The sequence below is a fragment of the Streptomyces sp. NPDC048825 genome (assembly GCF_043198355.1).
Lineage (GTDB): Bacteria > Actinomycetota > Actinomycetes > Streptomycetales > Streptomycetaceae > Streptomyces > Streptomyces xiangluensis.
Genome location: NZ_JBICUR010000006.1, coordinates 180,985 through 202,711 on the forward strand (window position 1 = coordinate 180,985; position 21,727 = coordinate 202,711).

Genomic DNA, 21,727 nt, shown 5'->3' on the forward strand with positions numbered 1-21,727 from the left:
CGGCCAGATTCCGCCCCCGCATCGAACGCCGTACGGCCGACAGGTAAACGCAGAGCGTCAACCACTCATCTGCTGGGCGGAGTTGGGATCATTCGCGGCCTTCCGCCAGAGCGAGGGCCGTCGCCGGATCCTGTGCGGCCGGGCCCACGGGAGCCCATCGTCCCCGTTCCTTGCGATACGGCCACCAGCGGCCGTCGCGCCCCAGTCGCAGTTGCGCCTGCCCATCGACGACGGTCCAGCGATTGCGGGACGCCCGCAGTCGCGGCCGCTCGTCCTCCTCCCAGGCCGATTCGAGGGCGGCACGCGCGCGTGCGAGCGTTTCCGCCTCCACCGTCCACTCGGCCTCGAGCACGTCGAGCGCCGTCGCACCCCCGTACTCCCAGGCGCGGACGCCGAGCTCCAGCCCCTCACGGTCGCGGCCCGACCCTTCGCCGAGCCGAGCGGTCACCGGGAACTCCGGGGATTCGGCGGCGCCCACGGCCAGCCGCACCGCATCCTGCGCGGCCGTCAACTCCGACTCCACGGGATGCGCTTCGTGATCGGGCCGCAGCGCCTCTGCGAGCAGCCGGTGAGCCTCGCGAGCCGTCTGCGTCGCCAAGAACGCCAGCGCAGTCGGATCGACGCCGGCTGCGGGCCCTGCCTCCGTGTCCAGCAAGGGCGGCTGTCCCGGCTCTCCGGGCAGCACAGGCGCGGCAGGCAGAGGGGGCAGGATGTCCGCCGCTGCGTACGCCTCAGCGGCGTCCACGCCCTCGTACGGCTCATCCCGCACGGGGGCCGCTTCGGCCCGTGGGACGCTGCGCTCCTGCAACTCGTCCAGCAGTTCACGCTCTGCCCGGCCGCGCATCAACAGCAGCACGAACGGGTCCTGGTCCAGCAGCCGCGCCATCTGGTAGCACAGCGCTGCCGTATGGCCACAGTGGTCCCAGGCACCGCAGTCGCACTCGGGCTCCAGATCGCCCAGCCCCGGCAGGAGTTCGACGCCTGCGGTCTCCGCGTCCTCGACCAGATGCGGCGGCATCTCACGGTCGAGCAGCGCCGCGATATGCCCGGCCCGCTCGACGGCCATGTCCAGGAAACGGTCCCACTGGTCCTCGGACAGTTGCTGAAGCAGGACATCAGCGCGATGCGGAGTACGGTCGCGGTCCTGGACCACCGCGGTGATGCGTCCAGGACGCACCGACACGGCTCCCACGGCTCCCACGCGCGCGAGCCTGCGGCCCGTCTTCACCTGCTCCGAATCCAGTGCCGCGTCCTCCAGCGCCTTCAGCCAGGCCTGCCCCCACCACGTCTGTGCGAAGCCCCGTCCGCGCGCGGGCGGCAGCGCGGCGAAGGTGCGCTCCGGGCTGTCTTCGTACGGATCGCTCATCGGGCGCCTCCTCGCAGCTCCACCAGGTCAGCCAGTTCCGTGTCGGTCAGCTCGGTGAGCGCCGACTCCCCGGAGCCGAGCACCGAGTCCGCCAGCTCCTGCTTGCGTGCCAGCATGTGCGCGATACGGTCCTCGATCGTCCCCTCGGCGATCAGCCGGTGCACCTGCACGGGCTGGGTCTGGCCGATGCGGTACGCGCGGTCGGTGGCCTGTGCCTCGACGGCCGGGTTCCACCAGCGGTCGTAGTGCACGACATGCTCGGCCCGCGTCAGGTTCAGACCCGTGCCCGCGGCCTTCAACGACAACAAGAAGACCGGCACTTCGCCCTCCTGGAAGCGATGCACCATGGCCTCCCGCTCGGCGACGGGCGTGCCACCGTGCAGGAACTGAGAGGGCACCCCACGCGCCGCCAGGTGGCGCTCGATGAGCCGCGCCATCCGCACGTACTGGGTGAACACCAGAACAGCCGCTCCCTCGGAGAGGATGGTGTCGAGCAGTTCGTCGAGCAGTTCCAGCTTTCCGGAGCGACCCGCGATCTCCGGACTGTCCTCCTTGAGGAACTGCGCCGGGTGATTGCAGACCTGCTTCAACCCGGTCAGCAACTTCACGATCAGGCCGCGCCGGGCCATGCTGTCGGCACCCGAAATCTCCGTCAGAGTCTCGCGGACCACTGCCTCGTACAGGCCTGCCTGCTCCTTGGTGAGCGACACGGCACGGTCGGTCTCGGTCTTCGGCGGCAGCTCGGGCGCGATGCCCGGGTCAGACTTGCGACGGCGCAGCAGGAACGGCCGTACGAGCTGGGCGAGCCGATCCGCAGCGCCGGGATCCTGCCCGCCCTCGACGGCCTGCGCATACCGGGTGCGGAACGTGCCGAGCCTGCCGAGCAGCCCCGGAGTCGTCCAGTCGAGAATCGCCCACAGCTCGGAGAGGTTGTTCTCCACCGGAGTCCCGGTGAGCGCCACGCGCGCGCGTGCGCCGATCGTCCGCAGCCGGCGTGCCGTGTCCGAGTACGGGTTCTTCACGTGCTGCGCCTCGTCCGCGACGACCATGCCCCACGACGCCCCGGCCAGCTGCTCGGCGTCGAGCCGCATCGTGCCGTACGTCGTGAGGACGAACTCACCGTCGGCCAGGTCCTCCAGGCTCCGTCGCGGCCCGTGAAAACGGCGCACAGAGGTGCCCGGAGCGAACTTCTCGATCTCGCGCTGCCAGTTGCCCATCAGGGACGTCGGGCAGACGACGAGAGTGGGACCCGCTGCCGACTCGTCGCTCTGCCGGTGCAGATGCAGGGCGATCAGTGTGATCGTCTTGCCCAGGCCCATGTCGTCGGCCAGGCAGCCGCCCAGCCCCAGCGAGGTCATCCGGGCCAGCCAGTTGAGGCCCCGCAGCTGGTAGTCCCGCAGGGTCGCGGCGAGCGCTGCGGGCTGACCGACCGGCTCCTGCGCCTCCGGGTCCGCGAGCCGCTCCCGCAGCGTCGCCAGCCACCCCGTGGGCCGGACGTCGACCGGGCGGCCGTCGACCTCCGTGGAGCCCGTGAGAGCGGCGCTCAGCGCGTCGATGGGTGTGACCTTGTGGTCCTGCTGCGCACGGGCGCGGTGCACCTCCTGCGGGTCGACGAGCACCCACTGATCGCGCAGCCGCACCATGGGACGGTTCGCCTCGGCGAGCCGGTTCAGCTCCTGCCGCGTCAGCTGCTGATCACCCAGCGCGAACGACCAGTTGAAGGCCAGCAGCGCGTCGGCCGACAGGAACGACGGCACGTCCGACGACAGCCGCCCCGAACCTTGCTCGTCATCCGGCGGTCCGATGACCGCGCGGGCCGTCAGCTTGCGCGCCAGCTCCTTGGGCCAGTGCACCTCGACCCCGGCAGCCGCGAGCGTCCGCGCACCTTCGCCGAGCAGCTCGGTGATCTCCTCGTCCGCGAGTTCGATCGCGTCGGGCACGGCCGCCGACAACAGGGGCGTGAGCGGAGCCCAGGCCCGTGCGGCCCGGCGCAGGGCGAGCAAGGCGTCCAGACGCGCGCGCGGACCGAAGGCCGGACCCGACGAGCCCGTTTGGGCCCACACTTCGGCGGCGTCCGCGATCAGAGCCGGGTCGCTCACACTGTGCAGCTGGAGCACCGCACGGAAGGGCAGCCGTGGCTCGTCCGCCACGGCCGACTCCAGGCCTGGAACCTCGATGCGCAGCGAGATCCGTACGCCCGCGTCGTGTCCCGCGGCGACATCGGCGGCCCAGGCGCGCTGCTCGGGGATGTGCTGCGGTGCGGGCGCCGCGAAGGCCGCGCCGCCCGTTGCGAGTGGCGCCGCAGCAGACCGGGGGAGCGTGTCGGCGACCGCGTCGAGGAAGGCACGCACCAGCCGTTCCGGGTCGGGCAGACGCAGCGGTTCGGTCTCGTCGACCGGCACCGCATGCGCGTGCGGCGGCATCGCGGCGGCGAGTTCACGGATCCGTTCCACGTCCTCCGCCCGCAGCGGACCGACACGCCACGCGTCATGGTCTGCGGCGCTCAGGCCGGGCAAGAGCAGGCCGCGCGCTGCCAGTTGAAGCGCGAGCACGGCTGCCGCGCCCCAGAACGCGGCTGCCCTGTGCGCGTGTGCGGCGGCACGCGCGCGCGTGAGGACCGGCAGCGCGGTTCTTACCGGCAGCAGCACGGCAAGCACGGTGACCAGCTCGGTGCCGTCCTCGCCGGGCAGGACGACGGTCAGCTCCTCGACGGAGCCTGATCCGACGCCAGGAGGGCTGTCGCCGTCGGGGTGCCAGAAGGCGACGCTGCCGGTGCGGGCCGGTTCGGCGGGCACGAACACGGCGCAGCAGCGGGCCAGTTCGGAGATCTCGGAGGGAGTCGCCGCGGGATTCCTCTGCACAGGAATAGCTTATTCCTCAAGTTTGACTACTGGAAGGCAAGGTTGCCGAAGGTACAGCACCGAGGGCGCTTGGCGAGAGAGGCAAAGCTATGACGTGAGTCACTTTCCCAGGGGGTGTCGTCAGGTCTACCTGAAGGCGGGTGGGTTCCCCAGGGCGAACACGGGTGGTGCCGCCATGGTCGCCCAAGGTCACTGATCCGTACGTTTCTTCAGGTCAGCCCGTTCCCGGAGAGACCGGAGACCACCATGCCCCAGACCGCCGCAGCCGTCGCGGAACGCCCTCCCGGAGCTACCGTCGGAAGCGAGTTCACGCCGCTCCTGCGCACCGTCAAGGGCCAGGGTCTCCTCGGCCGCAGGCACGGCTGGTACGCGCTGCGCATCACCGTCAACGCACTGGCCCTGGCCGCTGTCGCAGTCGGCATCGTCCTGATCGGCCACTCCTGGTGGGTGCTTCTCCTGGCCCCACTACTCGCCCTCCTGTCCGCCCGGACGGCCTTCATAGGTCACGACGCGGGCCACTCCCAGATCACCGCCAACCGGTCCGTGAGCCGCCTGATCGGGCTCGTCCACGGCAACCTCCTGCTGGGCATGAGCTACTCGTGGTGGAACGAGAAGCACAACCGCCACCATGCCAACCCGAACCACATCGACAAGGACCCCGACGTCGCCGCCGACGTGCTGGTCTTCACCAGCGAACAGGCGAGCAGCCGGGCCGGCTTCCGTCGCTGGCTCACCCGCAACCAGGCCTGGCTCTTCTTCCCGCTCACCCTCCTCGAAGGCATCGCCCTCAAGATCCACGGCTTCAGGGACCTGCGTCGGCAGACTTCGCGCGAGCGCACGGTGGAGGGCTTGCTGCTGATGGTCCATGTTGCCGCCTACGCGACGCTGCTGCTCACCTCCATGCCGATCGGTCAGGCCCTCGCCTTCGCCGCACTCCACCAGGCACTCTTCGGCCTCCACCTGGGCCTGGCCTTCGCGCCGAACCACAAGGGCATGGAAATGCCCGACCCCGAAGGCGAGCGCTGGGGTCATCTACGCCGCCAGGTGCTCACCTCCCGCAACATTCGTGGCGGAGCTCTGACCGACTGGTTTCTCGGCGGCCTCAACTACCAGATCGAGCACCACTTGTTCCCGAGCATGCCGCGCCCCCACCTGAAGGCGGCCCAGCCCCTGGTGCGCGCCCACTGCCGAGAGTTGGGTATCCCTTACGTGGAAACGGGCATCGTGGACTCCTACCGTGAGGCCCTGCGCCACATGTACGAGGTCGGGGAGCCCCTCAGGGGCGAGTAGGGGTCGCGACTCAGGGTCGTATCAGGGTCGCGTCCTGGAACCGCGAAGGGCATGGACCCGTTCTCAGGACAGAGAGCGGCAGTGGCCGCGAAGGAGGCGACACAAGATGTCGAAGAACGCGAAGATCGCCGCGGGAGGCGTGGCGGCCGGGCTCATCCTGTTGATCTGGCTGCCCTGGTGGGCTGCCTTTCTGATCATCGTGGGGGTTCCGGCGGCAGCGTATCTGACGCTGGACCCCTCACAGCGGCGCAGGCTGCGCCGCGTCACGCGCAAGGAGATCGGCCGCTGAGACTGCACCGACCGGGTCAGTTCCCTTCCAGCGGACAGGAGTTGACCACACCGCCGCTCGCGGACCTGCCGACGGCACGGTTCGCGAGCGGCGCTCCACCCCGGCTGTGAGTGCGTACGAGTCAGAGCGGGCGTACGGCCATTTTGTCCAGTGCGGCCAGCAGGCCGGGCAGCTCCGGTCCGCGACCCACGGGCAGGATCTCTCCCGGCTTCTCGTCGAGCAGTACGAACGCGATGTCGTCGGTCCTGGCCACCATCGACCAGCCCGGACCGTCGGCCCGCAGTGTCCGGGCGCCACCCGGCGCGAAGGACGAGCGCACGCGACCGAGGGGCGGTGGCGTGTCCACGTACGCGCGGACCTCCGCGAGGACCCGCCGGACACCGCTGCGCGGCTCGCTGCTGCCGTCGCCGCCTTCCTTGGCGTCGTTGTCCCTCTGCGCTGCCGCCCCGTCGGCAGTCTCGCCGCCCGGACGCACAAACTCCTCGTCGTCGATCTGTTCCCGCCAGGCCGCCCACTGGAGCGCTATCTCATCGGCTCCGAGGCGCCGTTGGGCCGGACCCCAGACTGAGGTGTCCGGTGGGGACAGCGGTTCCTGTTCGGCGATTTCGGGCGCGGGGTCGTGCGGGGCGGGCACATGGGGTGCGGCGACGGCCACGGCCAGCGGCCACCCGGGCAGCGCCGCGACCATCGAGCGGTCGTCGGGCGAGAGGTCGTACTCCATGCCGCAGTCCCACGACGCGATGGCGACGGCGACCAGCGACACGTCGTCCACGACGACCGTCCACCGCGCTCCGTCCCCGTCCTGCCCGAGCACCAGGCCGTATCCGTCGGCGAGGGGGGCCAGTCCGAGCGCCGCGCAGGCCTCCGGGTAGTCGTCCCCCAGCACGCTGGGGAACTGCGCGGGCGTCAAGAGCACCGCCGTCAGCACATACAGCGCGTCGTCGTCCACGGCGGCGACGGTGGTCTCATCCGTCCCAGCCATCCCAGCCTCCCCATTTGCTACATCCGTCGGCGCACCTTAGTGCGATTGCGCGGCCGTTGTCACGGCTCCCGGGCGCGCGCGGAGCCGCAGGTGTCGGGGCTGGACGGGGCGTAACGGCCGCTCGTCACGGTTCGGGCTGGCCGTCCGCCACGCCCTCGGCACCTCTGGTACAAGCAGCCGGCGTCAGACGGCAGGCAGGCCGAGGAGCGTCCGCGCCACCGCCGTGGGCGACTCGTCCCGTTCCCGCGCGAGGGCGATGACCGCCCTGCACGCCAGCTCGTTCACTCCGAACGACAACGCCTCCGGCGACACCCAGGCCGCGGCCTCGTCGATCCGGTCCTGGTCGTCGTCGGCGCACGCCGACACATAGGCCGCTGCCGCCTCGAACAGGTTGTGAGTGCGCTTCTCCGGACGCCGGTCCTGCTGAGACCCGGCCGCTTCCGGGCGCGAAAGGAACTTGCGGAGTCTGGCTGACATGCCGGACATACGGGCCACCTTCCCCCTGTGCGAGTGCCATCGCTGATCGCTCACCTGCTGGTAATCAACGTAGAGTTGAAGTCCCGGCACCAGAAGAGGGACGGTGCGGTGAACCGGCACGGCACCGCAACCCGGGGTTACCGGCGCAGCCTCGCCGGAGCGTCCTCAGGAGTCTCGTACAGCGAGCGCGAGGAACCGGGCGTCCTCGTCGACGTACGACGTCATACGCCAGCCGGAGCCGGACAGGAGCGGGCCGAGAGTGGCCTCCGCACGCAAGTCGGCCGGTGTGATCTGCCGTCTCTGGCGGGCCGCGAGGGCCGCCCGACCGATGGGGTGGAAGAGAGCCAGCTTCCCGCCGGGCCGTACGACGCGCGCCAACTCCCGCAGATTCTCCGCAGGGTTCGGCAGGTGCGCGACGAGGCCCGCCGCGAAGACGGCATCGATCGAGGCCGTGCGCAGGGGAAGCGCGGCCACATCGGCCAGCAGCAGCCTTCCCGCGCCGTCCCGTCCCGCACGCACCGCGGCCTCCAGCATCGCGGGAGTCAGGTCCGCGCCCAGAACCACTCCGGAGGGTCCCACGGCCTCCCTCAGCGGCGGCAGGGCCCGTCCTGTGCCGCAGCCCGCGTCCAGTACGTGGTCGCCCTTCCGCAGGTCCAGGTCTGCGACCGCCGCAGCGTATGCCGGACCGTCGTCGGGAAACCGGGCGTCCCACTCGGCCGCGCGGACCGAGAAGAACTCCTGCACGTGTGCGTGGTCGTCGCTCATGCTTCGCATGATCTCGCACCGCCGTGAACCGCGAGGCGGTGTACACGTTCGAGCGTGACGCGATCGTTCAGGTACACCTTGGCGTCATATTCCAGCAGTTTTCGAAATGAGCCCCCTTCGTGCGCTCCGGTGGGGGCTAGCGTCCCGGAGCCATGGGACACCTGGACCACGCCACCTTCGGCTGGCTGACCCCCGTGCTGTCGTACGTGATGGCCTGCATAGGCGCCGCCCTGGGGCTGCGCTGCACGGTCCGCGCGCTGGGCGCCTCGGGGCGATCGCGCCGCAACTGGCTGCTCACCGCGGCCTCCGCGATCGGTACGGGCATCTGGACCATGCACTTCGTGGCGATGCTCGGCTTCAGTGTCAGCGGCACCGAGATCCGCTACGACGTACCGCTGACCATCCTCAGTCTGATCGTCGCCATGGTCGTCGTCGGCGCGGGTGTCTTCGCCGTCGGCTACGGCCGTGACCGAGGCCGGGCACTGGTCCTCGGCGGCCTCACCACCGGCCTCGGCGTGGCGAGCATGCACTATCTGGGCATGGTCGCCCTGCGGCTGCACGGTGACGTGAACTACGACCCGGTGCTGGTGGGGATCTCCGTCGTGATCGCCGTGGTCGCGGCGACCGCGGCACTCTGGGCGGCACTGAACATCAAGTCGCCCGTCGCGGTCGCCGTCGCCTCCCTCGTCATGGGAGTGGCGGTGAGCAGCATGCACTACACCGGGATGATCGCGGTCAGCGTGCGTGTCTCCCCTTCGGGCGAGGCCCTGCCCGGGGCCACGGCGATGCAGTTCATCTTCCCCCTCGCCGTCGGCCTCGGGTCCTATCTCTTCCTGACATCGGCGTTCGTCGCGCTCTCCCCGACCGCTGGAGAACGCGAGGCCTCCGCATCGGCCCAGCGACCGGTCGAGAGCGCTGCCCACTAGCGCAGAGGAACGCGACCTGCAGGCGCGCCCCCGAACCACTCCGAGCGAGGAGGCCATGCGTACACCCCGTAGGACCCCAGCAGGCGGCTCCCAGCCGCCGCCCCCGACTCCCGCACGGGGCCGCCGCGCGCACGCCGGACCACCGGCCGACGAAGGCTCCGCCCCGGAAGAGCAGGCCGGCGCCGCGCCGGGTGAGATACCCACGCGCGCGGGACGCTGGAGTCCGCGCCCCCGCACCGTACGAGCGAAGATCGTCTGCCTGCTGATGGTGCCCGTTGTCTCCTTGCTCGCGCTGTGGGCGTACGCCACCGTCACCACGGCCCAGGACGTCGCACGGCTGCGGCAGTTGCAGCGGGTGGACTCCCAGGTGCGTGCCCCGGTGGCCGCCGCCGTCGCCGCGCTCCAGGCCGAGCGCACAGCCGCCGTACGCCGTGCGACCGACCCCGCTGCCGAGAAGGAGAGCGCCCTCAAGCAGCTTGCGGCACGCACCGACCGGGCCGTGGCGAAGCTGCGGCTCGGGGAGCACAACACCGTCGCCGACAGCCAGGAGCTGCCCTCCGGAGTGGCACAGCGCCTCGAAACCTTCGTCACCCAGGCCGAGCAACTGCGTTCCCTGCGGACCGCGGTGCTCGAACGGCGGACGGGATGGAAGGAGACGTACGCGCAGTACACGCAGACCATTTCGACGGCCTTCTCGGTGGGCGGTGCGCTCACCGGCATCCAGGACGCCGATCTCGGCTCCGACGCGCGCGTGGTGCTCGAGTTCGCCCGCGCGGGGGAGGCCCTGGCGCAGGAGGACGCCGTGCTCGCCGGCGCCCGGCTCACCGGGACCCTCGACGGAGAGCGGCTGCGACTGTTCAACGGTGCCGTCCACACCCGCCGGTTGCTCACCGAATCCGCTGTCCCGGACCTGCGCGGGCCCGAGCAGGCCGCGTGGGGTGCCGTCGCCGAGGGCAGCGCGTACGCCGAACTGCGCGCTGCCGAGGACGAGGTGCTCGCGAGCCGACACGGCCGCAGGGCCGTCCAAGCCGCGCCCGAGGAGAACTGGAAAGCAGCGCACGCGCGCGTGCAGGACGACATGCGGACGATCGAGGCGGGCGCGGGCCATGGGGTCGCGGACCGCGCCGACCCGTTCCGGCGGGGCCTGCTCTCACCGGCTGGTGCCGCGGTCCTCCTCGGCCTGATCGCTGTGGCGGCTTCCCTCGTCATCTCCGTACGCATCGGACGCGGCCTCGTCGTCGAGTTGGTGAGCCTGCGCAACAGAGCACTGGAGATCGCCCGCCGCAAACTCCCGCACGCCATGCGCAGGCTGCGGGCAGGGGAGGAGATCGACGTCCGTGCCGAGGCTCCTCCCGGCCCGCCGGCGGAGGACGAGGCAGGTCAGGTCGCGGAGGCTCTGGGCACCGTGCACCGCGCTGCCCTGCGCGCCGCGGTCGAACGCGCGGAGCTCGCCAGTGGCATCTCCGGAGTCTTCGTCAATCTGGCCCGCCGCAGCCAGGTCCTCGTGCACCGCCAGCTGAACCTGCTGGACAGCATGGAGCGCCGGTCAGAGGATCCGGATGAACTGAGCGACTTGTTCCGGCTCGACCACCTGACCACGCGTATGCGCCGGCATGCGGAGAGCCTGATCATCCTCTCCGGAGCCGCTCCCGGCCGGGCCTGGCGGATGCCGGTGTCGCTCTCGAACGTCGTCCGTGCCGCCGTATCCGAAGTCGAGGACTACGCGCGCGTGGAGGTGCGGCACCTCCCGGAGACGTCGGTCGGCGGAGCCGCGGTCGCCGACCTCACGCACCTCCTTGCCGAAATCGTCGAGAACGCCGCCCAGTTCTCGCCGCCCCACACCAAGGTGCGCATCACTGGCGAGCCGGTCGGCAACGGCTACGCGCTGGAGATCGAGGACCGGGGCCTCGGCATGGGCAAGGAGGCCCTCGCCGAAGCGAACCGCCGCATCGAGCAGTCCGAGGCTCTCGACCTGTTCGACAGCGACCGGCTCGGGCTCTTCGTGGTGAGCAGGCTCGCCGCCCGCCACGGCATCAAGGTGCACCTGCGGACCTCGCCCTACGGCGGCACAACCGCGGTGGTCCTGCTGCCCACCGCACTGCTCCAGACAACCGCGGCAGAACGTTCCGGTGTTCACCGGGAGCAGACCGGACCGCCCGCGGAACGCGAGTACGCGCGCGTGCCCGCCGCCCCTCAACAGGACTCCGTAGAGCCCCTGAGTGAACGGCCCGCTCTGGTGGCCCCCATGCAGGCGGCCATGCAGGCTTCCGAGGACCGGCCGGGGGCCGACGGGAACGGCCCGCACGACGCCCCACCGCCCGGCGTCACGACTCTGCGGCTGCACCGCCCGGCCGACGACACCCAGGAATCGGACGGGCTTCCACGGCGCGTACGACAGGCGAGCCTCGCCCCGCAGCTGCGTGAGGAGCGCCCCGCCGAACCCACAGCAGCGGCGGACCCGCAGGGCGACGAGGAGCGCACCCCTGAGCTGGTACGGGACCGTATGGCGGCCTACCGCGCCGGCTGGGCCCGCGGTGGCGGCCGCTCGCCCGGCCGCGGCGCGACTCCCGGCCCGGCGTCGGGCGGCGATGGCAGTGAAGGAGACCTCGCATGATCCACGATCAGGGCATGGGGACCACTCAGCGGACCGGTGAACTCGACTGGCTGCTGGACGACTTGGTGACGCGCGTCGGTGAGGTACGGCACGCCGTGGTGCTGTCCAACGACGGGCTCGCGATGGGCGCGTCCGGCGACCTCACGCGCGAGGACGCCGAGCACCTCGCCGCGGTCGCCTCGGGCTTCAACAGCCTGGCCAAGGGCGCGGGCCGGCACTTCGGCGTCGGCGGCGTACGCCAGACCATGGTGGAGATGGACGACGGCTTCCTGTTCGTGGCCGCTGCCGGCGACGGCTCCTGCCTCGCCGTCCTCAGCGCCGTGACGGCCGACATCGGGCTGGTCGCCTACGAGATGGCGCTCCTGGTCAAGCGGGTGGGCGAGCACCTCTCCACGGCGCCGCGGGCCGCCGCGGGACCGGCCGCGTCCGGGTGAGCGAAGGGCGACGGACATGAGCGAGGACAGAGCCGGCCCCTCTGAGCAGCCGGGCAGCCAGTGGTACGACGACGAGGCCGGGCCGCTCGTCCGCCCGTACGCGATGACAGGCGGGCGCACCAAACCCGGAGTCACAGGGGTGCGCTTCGACCTGATCGCGCTCGTCACGCTGGACACGGGCGCCCCGGACGTCGGCGACGACACCTCGCTCGGCCCGGAACACCTGGCTCTCATCGACCTCTGCCGGGCGGAGACCCAGTCCGTCGCCGAACTGGCCGCGGGCGCCGACCTGCCCGTCGGCGTGGTCCGGGTGCTCCTCGGAGACCTGCTGGAGCTGGGCAGCGTCACCGTCAGCCGCCCGGTGCCACCCGCTCAGCTGCCCGACGAGCGCATCCTGCGCGAGGTCATCGAAGGACTGAGAGCGCTGTGATGACGGACCCGAACCCACACCGGCCGTGGCCGGCACTCCCGAGAGAAGTGATCGATGGTCTCCGAGCAGTCCGACGCCCCGAACGGCGAGACGGCCCCACTGGCCTTGAAGATCCTGGTCGCCGGCGGATTCGGCGTGGGCAAGACCACGCTCGTAGGAGCCGTCAGTGAGATCAGGCCGCTGCGCACCGAGGAACTGCTCAGTGAGGTGGGCCAGTCGGTCGACGACACCGACGGTGTGGACAAGAAGGTCACGACCACCGTCGCCATGGACTTCGGCCGTATCACCATCAGATCCGGCCTGTCGCTCTATCTGTTCGGCACACCGGGACAGGACCGGTTCTGGTTCCTGTGGGACGAACTGTCGCAGGGCGCCCTCGGTGCCGTCGTCCTCGCGGACACCCGGCGGCTCGGGGACTGCTTCCCCGCGGTCGACTACTTCGAGCACCGGCGCATCCCGTTCGTCGTGGCCGTCAACTGCTTCGCGGATGCGCGTACTTATGGCGCCCACGAGGTGTCCCGCGCCCTCGACCTCGACCGGGGCACACCCGTGGTGCTCTGCGACGCCCGTGACCGGGACTCGGGGAAGGAGGTGCTGATACGTCTCGTCGAGTACGCCGGGCGGATGCACACCGCCCGGCTGCTCGATTCCGTCGGCTGACGCTGCGGCTCGCTCAGTCCGAGACGGCGGCCTGGGCGAGGACCTTCTCGATGCTCACCCGCACGAGGAGTTCGCCCGGCACGCCGTTGCGGGCGGCGAACTCCTCGGCCCGGTCCTCACCCATGTAACGCGCCCCTATCCGCCCGGCCCAGAGCCGGACCTCATCGAGATCCTCCGAGATCCGGGCGCGCCCCCGCAGGACCACGAAGGCGTACGGGGGCCGGTCGTCGTCCACGCACAGGGCGACCCGACCGTCCCGGGCAAGATTCCGCCCCTTGACGCTGCCCTTCCCGGTGTTGAAGACAAGGTCGTCTCCGTCGAGCACGAACCAGATCGGTGCCACATGCGGACTTCCGTCCGCTCGAACAGTCGACAGCTTGCCGGTGCGGGTGCCGTCCGAGACGAACGCCCGCCATTCCTCATCGGTCATGTTCTGTGCCATGCACCCATCCTGCTTGCCCGGACGGCGGCTGTGGGGAAGGCTGGCTCGTCAGATCCTCAGGCCAGAGGTGACTCACAACACGGGGAGACGGATCATGGAGCCGAACCAGGGACTCGGCTGGTTGCTGGACGACCTGACCGAGCGCGTCGAGCACGTACGACATGCGCTGGTGCTGTCCAACGACGGGCTGGTCACGGCGGCCAGTACGGGACTCAGGCGCGAGGACGCCGAACACCTCGCCGCCGTTTCCTCGGGGCTGCACAGCCTGGCCAAGGGCTCGGGCCGGCACTTCGGCGCCGGCCAAGTCCGTCAGACAATGATCGAGTTCGATGACGCTGTCCTGTTCGTCACGGCGGCGGGCACCGGCAGCTGCCTGTGCGTGCTCAGCGCGGCCGAGGCGGACATCGGCCAGGTCGCCTACGAGATGACGCTTCTCGTCAACCGCGTCGGTGAACACCTCGACATCGATGCGCGACAGCCGGAACACGCACCCGCCATAGACCTCTGACCTGCAAAGACGTTGACCCGCCCCAAGTTATCCACAGGCCAGGCGGGCAGGGCGGCAAACCGGCTACGGTTTTTCCCGAAGCGAGCGCACACATACGGCGCAAGCAAGGCAAAGGCACGCAAGTGCACGTCGCTGTACGGGGGAGAACCACCATGTGCGGCAACACCATCACGCAGTCTGCCCTGCCCACCACCCCCTCGGCCGCTGCGGCGGTGGTCCGGCCGTCGCTCGCGCTGAGCCGCGCGGCGCGGGAACTGGGCCTCAAGCGAGGCGAGTTCGACCTCGCCGTCCGACTCGGGTGCATCAGGACCGTTCCCGACGAAGGGGGCGGAGGCCGTCGCGTGGCCCGCACGGAGATCGACCGGGTGCGTTCCGAAACCGGTTTTCCCGAGGCACTGCGCGAGCGCGTCAAGGCCGTGGGCACCGCGGAGGGCGCGGCCCTCATGGGGGTGTCGGCAGCCCGGTTCACGCGGTTCGCACGCCTCGGCCTGATCGCGCCCGTCAAGTGGTATTTGAATCGTTACCGCGCTGTGGTCTGGCTGTATCTGGCCGAGGGACTACGGCAGTTCGCCGCGAGCTCAAGCGGCCTCTTCTTGCAGGTCAGACACCAAATCAGGCTCAACTAGCGTCGACTCTCCGGGGCCTGCGCCGACGAGCGGAAGCTGCCCGCCTGGGTGCGCTGGCTGCTGCGCGCGTTCTGTGTGTCGGCCGCTGCGTTCGCTGCCCGCATCAACTACCTGCACGGCGCCGAGCAAGGGGTGCTGGTCGGGTGGGGTCTGGCCGCGGTCACCATGCTCGGGCCGCTGTTCTTCGAAGTCCGCCAGTGGGTTCTGACTCTCACCGCCGACGCCACCGATCCGCGGAAGCGTGCTGAGGAGAAGGCGCGGGCGAAGCACGACCGGAAGCGCCGTCGGCATCACAAGGACGTGGTGAAGCTGGCGAGGCAGCTGGTCTCCGCAGCCCCCTACGGCAAGCTCGCCTTCGAGGAGGCGTTCGCCACCGCCTGGGAGATCAAGCACGGCACCTGCAGCCCCGGCATGACGCCCAAGCTGCACGCCCAGCTGCACGGTTCACGCAAGGCCCTCGCCGCCACGTTCGACGACGCCAACGGTTCCCGGTACCTACGACGACCGCCCCAGAACAAAGACACCGCATTCCGCGTCACCTGGACCGTCACCAACGGCACCGCGAAACCGCTCGACCTCGACTCGTGGAGCATCAACCCGCAAGGCGCCACCACCGGCGGCGAAGTGACGTTCTTCTACGTCGAGAAGGGCTCCAAGCAGATGACGGGCCGTCTCGCCCCCGACCGGAACGGTACCTACACCGGCGAATACTCGCTGCCGAAGAGCGACGGCACCGAAGTCGTCGTCACCGCGGCCCGCATGGACGACGCCTTCCTCAAAGACGACGCCGCGTACCTCGCCGAAGACCCGCACTGGACCGGCCCCATCAAGTAGCCGCTCCAGGACCGGGCAAAGCCTCAACCACAACTTGGCAGTTCACCTGCACCGAAGCATCACGTGATCAATCTGCTTCACGTGTCGCTAGGGCCACCCCACCGGGTGGCCCTTCGCCATTTCCGGGAGGTGCTCGTGCCTCCAGCGCTCGCTACCGCAGCCGACGCCGCCTACTACACCGGCCGCTCCGTCGGCACCATCTGGCGGTGGGGCCTCCGAAGGCCGCATCACCCGATACGGGCACGGCAAGCAGATCCGCTACGACCTGCGTGAGCTTCCGCGTAAGACCGTCGACGAGTTCACCGGTGAGACGCACCTCGGCGACCCGCCCCCGCTACCGGCAGGCGCACGCGCCGCATAGACCGGGGCCGGCCGCTCATCCGCCCCCGACGTCCCGCCGCCCAGCACCCCCCGCCGGCACGGCGTGTTGCGCCGGGCGGCGGGACCACCCCGCACGGGTCACAACACGGCCACACGGCGAACACAGAGTCTCCATACGGCGCATGATGCCCCTCTCATCACCACGTACTGGGGGAACCGTGCACATCCGTACAGCCGCCGTAACCGTCCTGCTCGCCCTCACAACCCTGACCGGCTGCAGCAGCGACGGCAAGGCCGACCCCGCCGCCTGCAAGGCCGCACTAGAGAAGCAGTACGAAGATTCCGCCACCGGCAAGGAGGCCGACGACCGCCCGCCCGCGTGCAACGGCGTCGACAACGCAACGCTGCAGAAGTACGCCGCCGAGATCATCAAAGAGCAGATCGACGAGGGCCTCGAAGGCGCCCTCGGCGGCGTCACAGCCCAGCCGTAAGGAGGTGGCGCCCGTGGCCGGCAACCCGCGCAACGGGCGCCCCTACCGCCGTCTCGTCGCCGCAGTGAAGCCGCGGGTCATCCGTGCTGGATCTGTGGCCACAACATCCCCGCCAACGTCGACGGCCGCCGTCATCCGCTCGCCTTCACCCTCGACCACCTCGTACCGCTCAGCCGAGGCGGTGACCTCCTCGACCCCGCCGACGCCCGCTCAGCGCACCGGCGATGCAACAGCAGCAGGGGGAACAGGACCGCGCCACGCCCGCAGCAACGGGCCTCGCGCAGGTGGTAGCACGCAACGTCAGTGATCAGCCCTGACTGCCAGCATCGTGAGCAGGAGCAGCCCAACGATCACGACCGCGACGACGGCGCCGACCGTCCCCAACGTGGTCCAGATGATGGCCTTCAGCGCCTTCATGCTCAACCTGCACCCCCACCTGCCAGGCTCACCCTGCACCCAGCAGCCGTGATCACCCTTGGTGGGAGGTTACAGGCGTGCTGTACGTCGTGACCGGCCCGCCAGCCGCAGGCAAGTCCAGCTGGACCAAGGCGCACGCCAAGGCCGACGACATCGTCATCGACCTGGACCTCATGGCGTTGGCCATGGCCGGGCCAGGTGCCGACCACCACGCACACAGCGAGGTACTCACCAAGGTCGTGCATCGTGCCCGCTTCGCCGCCCTCAACGAGGCTTATCAGCACCTCGACACGACCGATGTGTACGTGATCCACACGCAACCCAGCGCGAAGGCTCTCGCGAAGTACAAGCGACTGAAAGCGCGCATCGTCACCGTCGATCCGGGTCGCGACATCGTCATGCAACGCATCGGAGCGATGCGGTCACCCGAGATGGAGCGCGTCGCGGCCCGCTGGCACAACGCCCGTCGGGGGCAGCAGCGGGTCGGCATGCCGCAGGCGTCGCGAGGTTGACGCTGGCGAAGGTGGCCAACGAGCGCTCGACGCTCAGCAAGGACGGCTATGCCCGTGAACGCCTCGGTGTGGGCGAGTGTCCGTCGGACGAGTCGGACACGTGGCAGGTCATCGGCGAGGAAGCGTGGCCGATCCACTGTCCGCCGCCGAGGTCCTCGCGGCCCTGCGCGATCCTCGGCGCCGTCACCGACGACCCGTCACTCATCTCCGGCATGCCCGACGCGCTGGAGCCCTTCATCCTCGCACTCGTGCCCGCAGCAACAGCAGCGATCGCCGGATGGGCGGCACCGCACACCCCGCGCTCCAATGCCTGACTGAACGGAGCAGCTGGTGCCCGATGAGCTGTCGGTGGGCGAACTCGGGCGCACCGTCAACGCCCCCCGCCAGGAGGTCCAGGCGATGGGGCAGGGCATCAACTCTCGCCTCGACAAAGTGGTGTCGACCGAGGTGTACGCCCTTCAGCCTGCCTACACCGACCAGCGGATCAACCAGCTCGGGCAGGATCTCCAGAAGGTCGTCGACGCCCGTGAAGCGCTGGAGACCGCGTTCGAGCAGTACCGGCTGAAGGAGCGGGACCGGCGGGAGCAGGAACGCCAAGCCCGCCTGTACCAGATGATCCTGCCCGTGCTGATGGCCCTGTGTCGGCGGCGATCGCGATCTGGGCGGTGGTTGCGAAATGACCGGCGTCCGCAAGAAGCGCAAGCCGCTGAGGCTTCCGCGCGCCGAATGGCTCGGCGCCATCACCGGCGTACTCGCGCTTGGACTGCTGGCGGGCATGGCCGTTCTGTTCGTGGACATGTCGCACGACCTGCGCGGCGAGCAGGCTGCGCGAGATGCTCTCGCCCGCCAGGTGCAGGACCTCGGCGGGAAACCCATCGCTGGACCGCCAGGGTCACGCGGCGAGCCGGGGCCGGCGGTCACCGGGCCGACCGGTCCGCCTGGAAGTCCCGGAGCGTCCGGCCCGCCCGGTAAGAACGGCCGCGACGGAGGCGACGGAGCCAGCTCCACGGGGGAGCCCGGCGAGCCTGGCCAGCCCGGCGCATCGGGAGCGCCTGGCCAGGACGGCGAGACGGTCATCGGACCCACCGGACCAGCAGAGCCAGCGGGACCCGCCGGACCCCCAGGCGGGCCGGGGCCAGCAGGCGAGGACGGCACAGACGGCCGCGACGGGAGTGACGGACGGACCTGCCCGCCGGGCTACAGTCTCCAAGCCCCGTCGTATGACCCGGACGCCCTGGTGTGCCGGAAGGACGGCGCGCCCCAGCCTGACGAGCCCGGCAACGGCAACGGCGGCCTGCTCTCCGCGGGCCTCGACCCCCAACGCCGCCAGTACCCGTAGGGAGACGCCTATGCCCGACGACGACACCGAACCCGCGCAGCCCCAGTACGAAGGGCTGTTCCTCGAGCCCGACCTACCCCCGCCGCCCGACGACGACGGCGAATGACCGACGCCCCCGCTTCTCTGCCAACCGGCAGGGGAGCGCGGATCCTCCGCGCTCCCCTGCGCTACTGGGACCCGTTCCATGAATGGGCCCAGCCGCGCGGCCATCGATCCGAACCGCCTCGACGCCGCGGGCGCGGCATGCGCCCTCGCCGCACGGCTGGGCGAACGACTGCACTCCGGAGCAGACGCCGAATGATGGACCCCAACGATGCTCGCTTCAGCAGTGAGATTCTCTCGCTCACGACGGCCAATCCGGGCTGGCAGGTGCACATGCAGCAACGGGTGACGGACCCGGAGTCGAGGAAGACCGAAGTTGATGAAGAGGCCTGGTTCCCAGTAGTGGCCTGGGCGCTGGTCAAGCGCGTCTATGTTGACGGTCAGACGGTCAACGAGACGGAGCCCGTCTTCGTCGAGAACGGGCGCTTGGTCCACTCGACCGAGTACCGCCGCCTTCATTCGGATGTCGACCCGGCACCGGGCCAACCCAAGATGGTGGTTCGGATTGCGGTCAAACCGCCGACCGAAGCGGAAGCACGCCAGGGTTAGACCGCCTCGTGCCACTGACCGCAGCGCCCGCCTCGCCACCCACGTCGAGGCGGGCGCGGGCGTGTGTCAGCCGGTCTTCTTCTGTTCGCGGATTTCGTGGACGCTGGCCGCAAGCGTGCCGTCTTGCTGCTCGTAATGGGAGAGGGCGACGCCGAGGCCGAAGAAGGTGGGCGCCCATTCGCCGACGAAGATGCCCCATCGGTCGGCGCGGGCGAGGCCGCGACCCCGCCGGAAGCCTAGCCCGCCGACGGGTTCGGCATTGAGGCTGGTGAACCAGCTGGCCACGGAGAGGCCGATGGAACCTATGGCTGCCATGTAGGCGTGTTCGCTGCGGATGCCCATGTCGTGGAGTCTCTTGATGACCATGATGGTGCTCCGTTCGAATTAGTGGATTCCCGCACGAAGTACCCGAAACCGGTGCATCTACCCGTCGAGTAGCCCGAGCTCGGTGTCCGGCCGACAGTGCGTGCACGCTTCGATCCCGTCGGCGAGCGCCCGCACGGCCTGGTCCCGTTCGAGGGGCCGTGTGTATTGCCTGCCGTGCGGCAGCCGCCGACGTGGACGGCGACGGGGTGGCGTGCGCCGAGGGAGTGCTGGAGGAGCCATTCGGGTTCGGGCGGCCGGTGCTGCTCGCCGTACTGCCGCTCCTGCTCGCGGCGTGCCTCCTGGGCGATCCACCGCCGGGTGCGCTCGAGGTCTTGCTGCTGTACGCGTTCGAGGAAGCGCAGCTGCTCGAGTCGGGACGGCGGACGACCGTTCATGTGTTCGATTCCAGGCTGTATGGTTCCCCGTGCATTTGGAAGGAGGCTGCGTGCGTGACCGCCTGAACCTGAACGACCTACTGCGACAGCATCGCGTGGACCTGGCTGGCCTGGACCCGGCGCCAGCCGAGCCGTCCCTCCAGGACCGCCTCGACCGCGTGTGCGGCACGACACCGCCTCCGTGCACGCTGTGCGGCGTCGTGAGCCCCACCTGCCGCATCATCGCCACGCCGCACGGGCCGCGCTGGGTGGACCTGTGCGCGGAGCATGGTCTCGCGACGTGGCCGCGGGCGTAGCCTGCGAGCGTGCATCCGGAGCGCTTCCGCCTCACCCTCACGTCAGGCGACAAGTCTGTCGCGCACGGATGGTGGGGAGACGAGGCCACCGCGCGGCGGAAGTTCCGCGACTGGATCGGCGAGCACGGCAGTATCGAGGGCGCCCGTGTCATCCTGACCGACGAGGAGACGGGCGAGACGTTGACGAGTTGGCCGGACGAGCCGTAGCCCTCTGCCATGCTGGGGATCATGGCTCACCGCCCGTACCCGACCCGCGCCCGTGCGATGCAGCAGATCCTGCGCCGCCACCGCAACCAGCTGCCGCCCGGGCTGCTGCCAGCTGGCCGCGCGCTCGGCCAGGTTCGCGGCCGTGGCACCCACAGGGCCGAGTCCCAGGATTGCCACATCGGCGTCGAATGCGTCTGTCATGCGAGCCCTTCCAAGGGTCAATCAGTTGAGTGGCGAGTGCCGCCCCCGGACGCACACCGGCCGCGCGGTCGCCGACGCTGGTCAGTCGTGTCCACGAAGCACCCGACCACGACTGCCGAGGTCAACGCCTTTTACCCCACGGCCTGACCGCCCTCAGCCCAGCTTCCTGAACAACCCCTCCTGCACGACGGACACGATCAGCTGTCCGTCGAGGTTGTAGATCCGTCCGCGCGCCAGACCCCGGCCACCCGTGGCGATCGGCGACTCCTGGTCGTACAGGAACCATTCGTCGGCGCGGAACGGCCGGTGGAACCACATGGCGTGGTCCAGAGAGGCCATGTCGAAGCCGCGGGGGCCCCAGAGCGGTTCCACCGGGATGCGGACGGCGTCCAGGAGGGTCATATCGCTCGCGTACGTGAGCGCGCACGTGTGGATCAGCGGGTCGTCGCCCAGGGGGCCGACGGCGCGCATCCACACGGCGCTGCGCGGCTCGGCGTGCTCGACCTCCTCGGGGGTCCAGCGCAGCCGGTCCGCGTAGCGGATGTCGAAGGGCTGGCGCCGGGCCATGCGCTCCAACGTCTCGGGGAGCTCGCCCAGATGCTCCCTGATCTCCTGAGTGACGGTCGGGAGCGACTCGGGATCCGGGACCTCGCGGGCCGGCGGCAACTGGTGCTCGAAGCCGCCCTCTTCAGGCTTGTGGAAGGAGGCGGTCAGATTGAAGATCGTGCGGCCCTGCTGCACGGCGGTGACGCGACGCGTGGTGAACGACCGCCCGTCGCGGACCCGTTCGACCTGGTACACGATCGGCACACCCGGCCGACCCGGGCGCAGGAAGTACGCGTGCAGCGAGTGCACAGGCCTGTCCCCGTCCGTGGTGCGGCCGGCGGCGACGAGGGCCTGGCCCGCGACCTGCCCGCCGAAGACCCGCTGCAGGGACTCCTGCGGGCTGCGTCCACGGAAGATGTTGACCTCGATCTGCTCCAGGTCGAGCAGGTCGACGAGTCGTTCCGCTGGGTTCGTCATGTGT

The 21,727-nt window shown here is 70.2% G+C and carries 27 protein-coding genes and 1 pseudogene; 19 read left to right on the forward strand and 9 right to left on the reverse strand.

The annotated features are described in order from the left end of the window. Positions 1-88 precede the first annotated feature (88 nt). Together ACGFNK_RS17125 and ACGFNK_RS17130 are read right to left on the reverse strand one after the other, a co-directional pair. Positions 89-1,366 (reverse strand): SWF or SNF family helicase, encoded by a 1,278-nt coding sequence (locus ACGFNK_RS17125; protein ID WP_393416588.1) that lies wholly within the window; start codon positions 1,364-1,366, stop codon positions 89-91. After that, complete coding sequence (locus ACGFNK_RS17130; protein WP_393416590.1) at positions 1,363-4,227, reverse strand: DEAD/DEAH box helicase; 2,865 nt, start codon at positions 4,225-4,227, stop codon at positions 1,363-1,365. Before ACGFNK_RS17130 ends, ACGFNK_RS17125 begins: the two co-directional genes overlap by 4 nt. A gap of 246 nt (positions 4,228-4,473) precedes the next feature. On the opposite strand from ACGFNK_RS17130, the gene ACGFNK_RS17135 reads away from it, so the two are divergent. Next, positions 4,474-5,517, forward strand: a complete 1,044-nt coding sequence (locus tag ACGFNK_RS17135; protein WP_393416592.1) for an acyl-CoA desaturase — start codon at positions 4,474-4,476, stop codon at positions 5,515-5,517. A 106-nt stretch (positions 5,518-5,623) separates the two neighbouring features. Next, positions 5,624-5,806 (forward strand): hypothetical protein, encoded by a 183-nt coding sequence (locus ACGFNK_RS17140; protein WP_386336319.1) that lies wholly within the window; start codon positions 5,624-5,626, stop codon positions 5,804-5,806. A gap of 121 nt (positions 5,807-5,927) precedes the next feature. On the opposite strand, the gene ACGFNK_RS17145 is transcribed toward ACGFNK_RS17140, so the two are convergent. The 3 genes from ACGFNK_RS17145 to ACGFNK_RS17155 form a co-directional block, all read right to left on the reverse strand. Continuing rightward, the gene (locus ACGFNK_RS17145) at positions 5,928-6,788 is read right to left on the reverse strand and encodes a hypothetical protein (protein ID WP_393416594.1); all 861 of its coding nucleotides are present in this window, start codon (positions 6,786-6,788) and stop codon (positions 5,928-5,930) included. A gap of 183 nt (positions 6,789-6,971) precedes the next feature. Continuing rightward, the gene (locus tag ACGFNK_RS17150; protein ID WP_393416986.1) at positions 6,972-7,265 is read right to left on the reverse strand and encodes a hypothetical protein; all 294 of its coding nucleotides are present in this window, start codon (positions 7,263-7,265) and stop codon (positions 6,972-6,974) included. 165 nt (positions 7,266-7,430) lie between these two features. Further along, a complete protein-coding gene (locus ACGFNK_RS17155) occupies positions 7,431-8,039 on the reverse strand; it encodes a class I SAM-dependent methyltransferase (protein WP_393416596.1) in 609 nt (202 codons plus the stop codon). A 143-nt stretch (positions 8,040-8,182) separates the two neighbouring features. Between ACGFNK_RS17155 and ACGFNK_RS17160 the strand changes: the two genes are divergently transcribed. The 5 genes from ACGFNK_RS17160 to ACGFNK_RS17180 are packed head-to-tail and all read left to right on the forward strand — an operon-like array spanning position 8,183 to position 13,094. Beyond that, positions 8,183-8,956 carry an MHYT domain-containing protein gene (locus ACGFNK_RS17160; protein WP_386336335.1) on the forward strand — a complete coding sequence of 258 codons (774 nt, stop codon included), beginning with the start codon at positions 8,183-8,185 and terminating at the stop codon, positions 8,954-8,956. A 55-nt stretch (positions 8,957-9,011) separates the two neighbouring features. Continuing rightward, a complete protein-coding gene (locus tag ACGFNK_RS17165; protein WP_393416598.1) occupies positions 9,012-11,570 on the forward strand; it encodes a nitrate- and nitrite sensing domain-containing protein in 2,559 nt (852 codons plus the stop codon). Then, positions 11,567-12,004 carry a roadblock/LC7 domain-containing protein gene (locus ACGFNK_RS17170; RefSeq protein ID WP_386336339.1) on the forward strand — a complete coding sequence of 146 codons (438 nt, stop codon included), beginning with the start codon at positions 11,567-11,569 and terminating at the stop codon, positions 12,002-12,004. Before ACGFNK_RS17165 ends, ACGFNK_RS17170 begins: the two co-directional genes overlap by 4 nt. Positions 12,005-12,020: 16 nt before the next feature. Further along, positions 12,021-12,434 (forward strand): DUF742 domain-containing protein, encoded by a 414-nt coding sequence (locus ACGFNK_RS17175; protein ID WP_393416600.1) that lies wholly within the window; start codon positions 12,021-12,023, stop codon positions 12,432-12,434. 54 nt (positions 12,435-12,488) lie between these two features. Further along, positions 12,489-13,094, forward strand: a complete 606-nt coding sequence (locus ACGFNK_RS17180; RefSeq protein WP_344389421.1) for an ATP/GTP-binding protein — start codon at positions 12,489-12,491, stop codon at positions 13,092-13,094. 13 nt (positions 13,095-13,107) lie between these two features. Here the strand turns inward: ACGFNK_RS17180 and ACGFNK_RS17185 are convergent, their stop codons facing one another. After that, positions 13,108-13,536 (reverse strand): PPOX class F420-dependent oxidoreductase, encoded by a 429-nt coding sequence (locus ACGFNK_RS17185; RefSeq protein WP_393416602.1) that lies wholly within the window; start codon positions 13,534-13,536, stop codon positions 13,108-13,110. A gap of 94 nt (positions 13,537-13,630) precedes the next feature. Here ACGFNK_RS17185 and ACGFNK_RS17190 point away from each other — a divergent pair, with 94 nt between their 5' ends. From ACGFNK_RS17190 to ACGFNK_RS17230, 9 genes and pseudogenes are all read left to right on the forward strand, one after another. Then, positions 13,631-14,044 carry a roadblock/LC7 domain-containing protein gene (locus ACGFNK_RS17190; RefSeq protein WP_386336346.1) on the forward strand — a complete coding sequence of 138 codons (414 nt, stop codon included), beginning with the start codon at positions 13,631-13,633 and terminating at the stop codon, positions 14,042-14,044. Positions 14,045-14,196: 152 nt separating this feature from the next. Next, a pseudogene (locus tag ACGFNK_RS17195) lies at positions 14,197-14,628 on the forward strand (DUF6397 family protein); the annotation flags it as partial. A gap of 90 nt (positions 14,629-14,718) precedes the next feature. After that, positions 14,719-15,504, forward strand: a complete 786-nt coding sequence (locus ACGFNK_RS17200; RefSeq protein WP_393416604.1) for a hypothetical protein — start codon at positions 14,719-14,721, stop codon at positions 15,502-15,504. Positions 15,505-16,043: 539 nt separating this feature from the next. Next, positions 16,044-16,316 (forward strand): hypothetical protein, encoded by a 273-nt coding sequence (locus tag ACGFNK_RS17205; RefSeq protein WP_393416606.1) that lies wholly within the window; start codon positions 16,044-16,046, stop codon positions 16,314-16,316. Between the two features lie 105 nt (positions 16,317-16,421). Beyond that, the gene (locus tag ACGFNK_RS17210) at positions 16,422-16,607 is read left to right on the forward strand and encodes an HNH endonuclease (protein WP_393416988.1); all 186 of its coding nucleotides are present in this window, start codon (positions 16,422-16,424) and stop codon (positions 16,605-16,607) included. A 203-nt stretch (positions 16,608-16,810) separates the two neighbouring features. After that, positions 16,811-17,245 (forward strand): AAA family ATPase, encoded by a 435-nt coding sequence (locus tag ACGFNK_RS17215; protein WP_393416608.1) that lies wholly within the window; start codon positions 16,811-16,813, stop codon positions 17,243-17,245. Between the two features lie 11 nt (positions 17,246-17,256). Then, on the forward strand, positions 17,257-17,559 hold the full coding sequence (locus ACGFNK_RS17220; protein WP_393416610.1) for a hypothetical protein: 303 nt from the start codon (positions 17,257-17,259) through the stop codon (positions 17,557-17,559). 362 nt (positions 17,560-17,921) lie between these two features. Beyond that, the gene (locus ACGFNK_RS17225; protein ID WP_393416612.1) at positions 17,922-18,584 is read left to right on the forward strand and encodes a collagen-like protein; all 663 of its coding nucleotides are present in this window, start codon (positions 17,922-17,924) and stop codon (positions 18,582-18,584) included. Between the two features lie 297 nt (positions 18,585-18,881). Next, positions 18,882-19,235 (forward strand): hypothetical protein, encoded by a 354-nt coding sequence (locus tag ACGFNK_RS17230; RefSeq protein ID WP_393416614.1) that lies wholly within the window; start codon positions 18,882-18,884, stop codon positions 19,233-19,235. Between the two features lie 66 nt (positions 19,236-19,301). Here ACGFNK_RS17230 and ACGFNK_RS17235 read toward each other — a convergent pair whose 3' ends face one another. Both ACGFNK_RS17235 and ACGFNK_RS17240 read right to left on the reverse strand, forming a co-directional pair. Continuing rightward, positions 19,302-19,601, reverse strand: coding sequence for a hypothetical protein (locus ACGFNK_RS17235; RefSeq protein WP_393416616.1), 300 nt, complete (start codon positions 19,599-19,601; stop codon positions 19,302-19,304). A 57-nt stretch (positions 19,602-19,658) separates the two neighbouring features. Beyond that, positions 19,659-19,841: a DUF6233 domain-containing protein gene (locus ACGFNK_RS17240; protein WP_393416618.1), complete on the reverse strand. Its 183-nt coding sequence runs from the start codon at positions 19,839-19,841 to the stop codon at positions 19,659-19,661. On the opposite strand from ACGFNK_RS17240, the gene ACGFNK_RS17245 reads away from it, so the two are divergent. The 3 genes from ACGFNK_RS17245 to ACGFNK_RS17255 are packed head-to-tail and all read left to right on the forward strand — an operon-like array spanning position 19,760 to position 20,499. Continuing rightward, positions 19,760-20,062, forward strand: a complete 303-nt coding sequence (locus ACGFNK_RS17245) for a hypothetical protein (RefSeq protein ID WP_393417003.1) — start codon at positions 19,760-19,762, stop codon at positions 20,060-20,062. The genes ACGFNK_RS17240 and ACGFNK_RS17245 overlap by 82 nt on opposite strands. Beyond that, complete coding sequence (locus ACGFNK_RS17250; protein WP_393416620.1) at positions 20,047-20,292, forward strand: hypothetical protein; 246 nt, start codon at positions 20,047-20,049, stop codon at positions 20,290-20,292. Before ACGFNK_RS17245 ends, ACGFNK_RS17250 begins: the two co-directional genes overlap by 16 nt. Positions 20,293-20,301: 9 nt before the next feature. Then, a complete protein-coding gene (locus ACGFNK_RS17255; protein WP_393416622.1) occupies positions 20,302-20,499 on the forward strand; it encodes a hypothetical protein in 198 nt (65 codons plus the stop codon). 354 nt (positions 20,500-20,853) lie between these two features. Here the strand turns inward: ACGFNK_RS17255 and ACGFNK_RS17260 are convergent, their stop codons facing one another. Next, positions 20,854-21,723: an acyl-CoA thioesterase gene (locus ACGFNK_RS17260; protein ID WP_386336352.1), complete on the reverse strand. Its 870-nt coding sequence runs from the start codon at positions 21,721-21,723 to the stop codon at positions 20,854-20,856. Between the last annotated feature and the right edge of the window lie 4 nt (positions 21,724-21,727).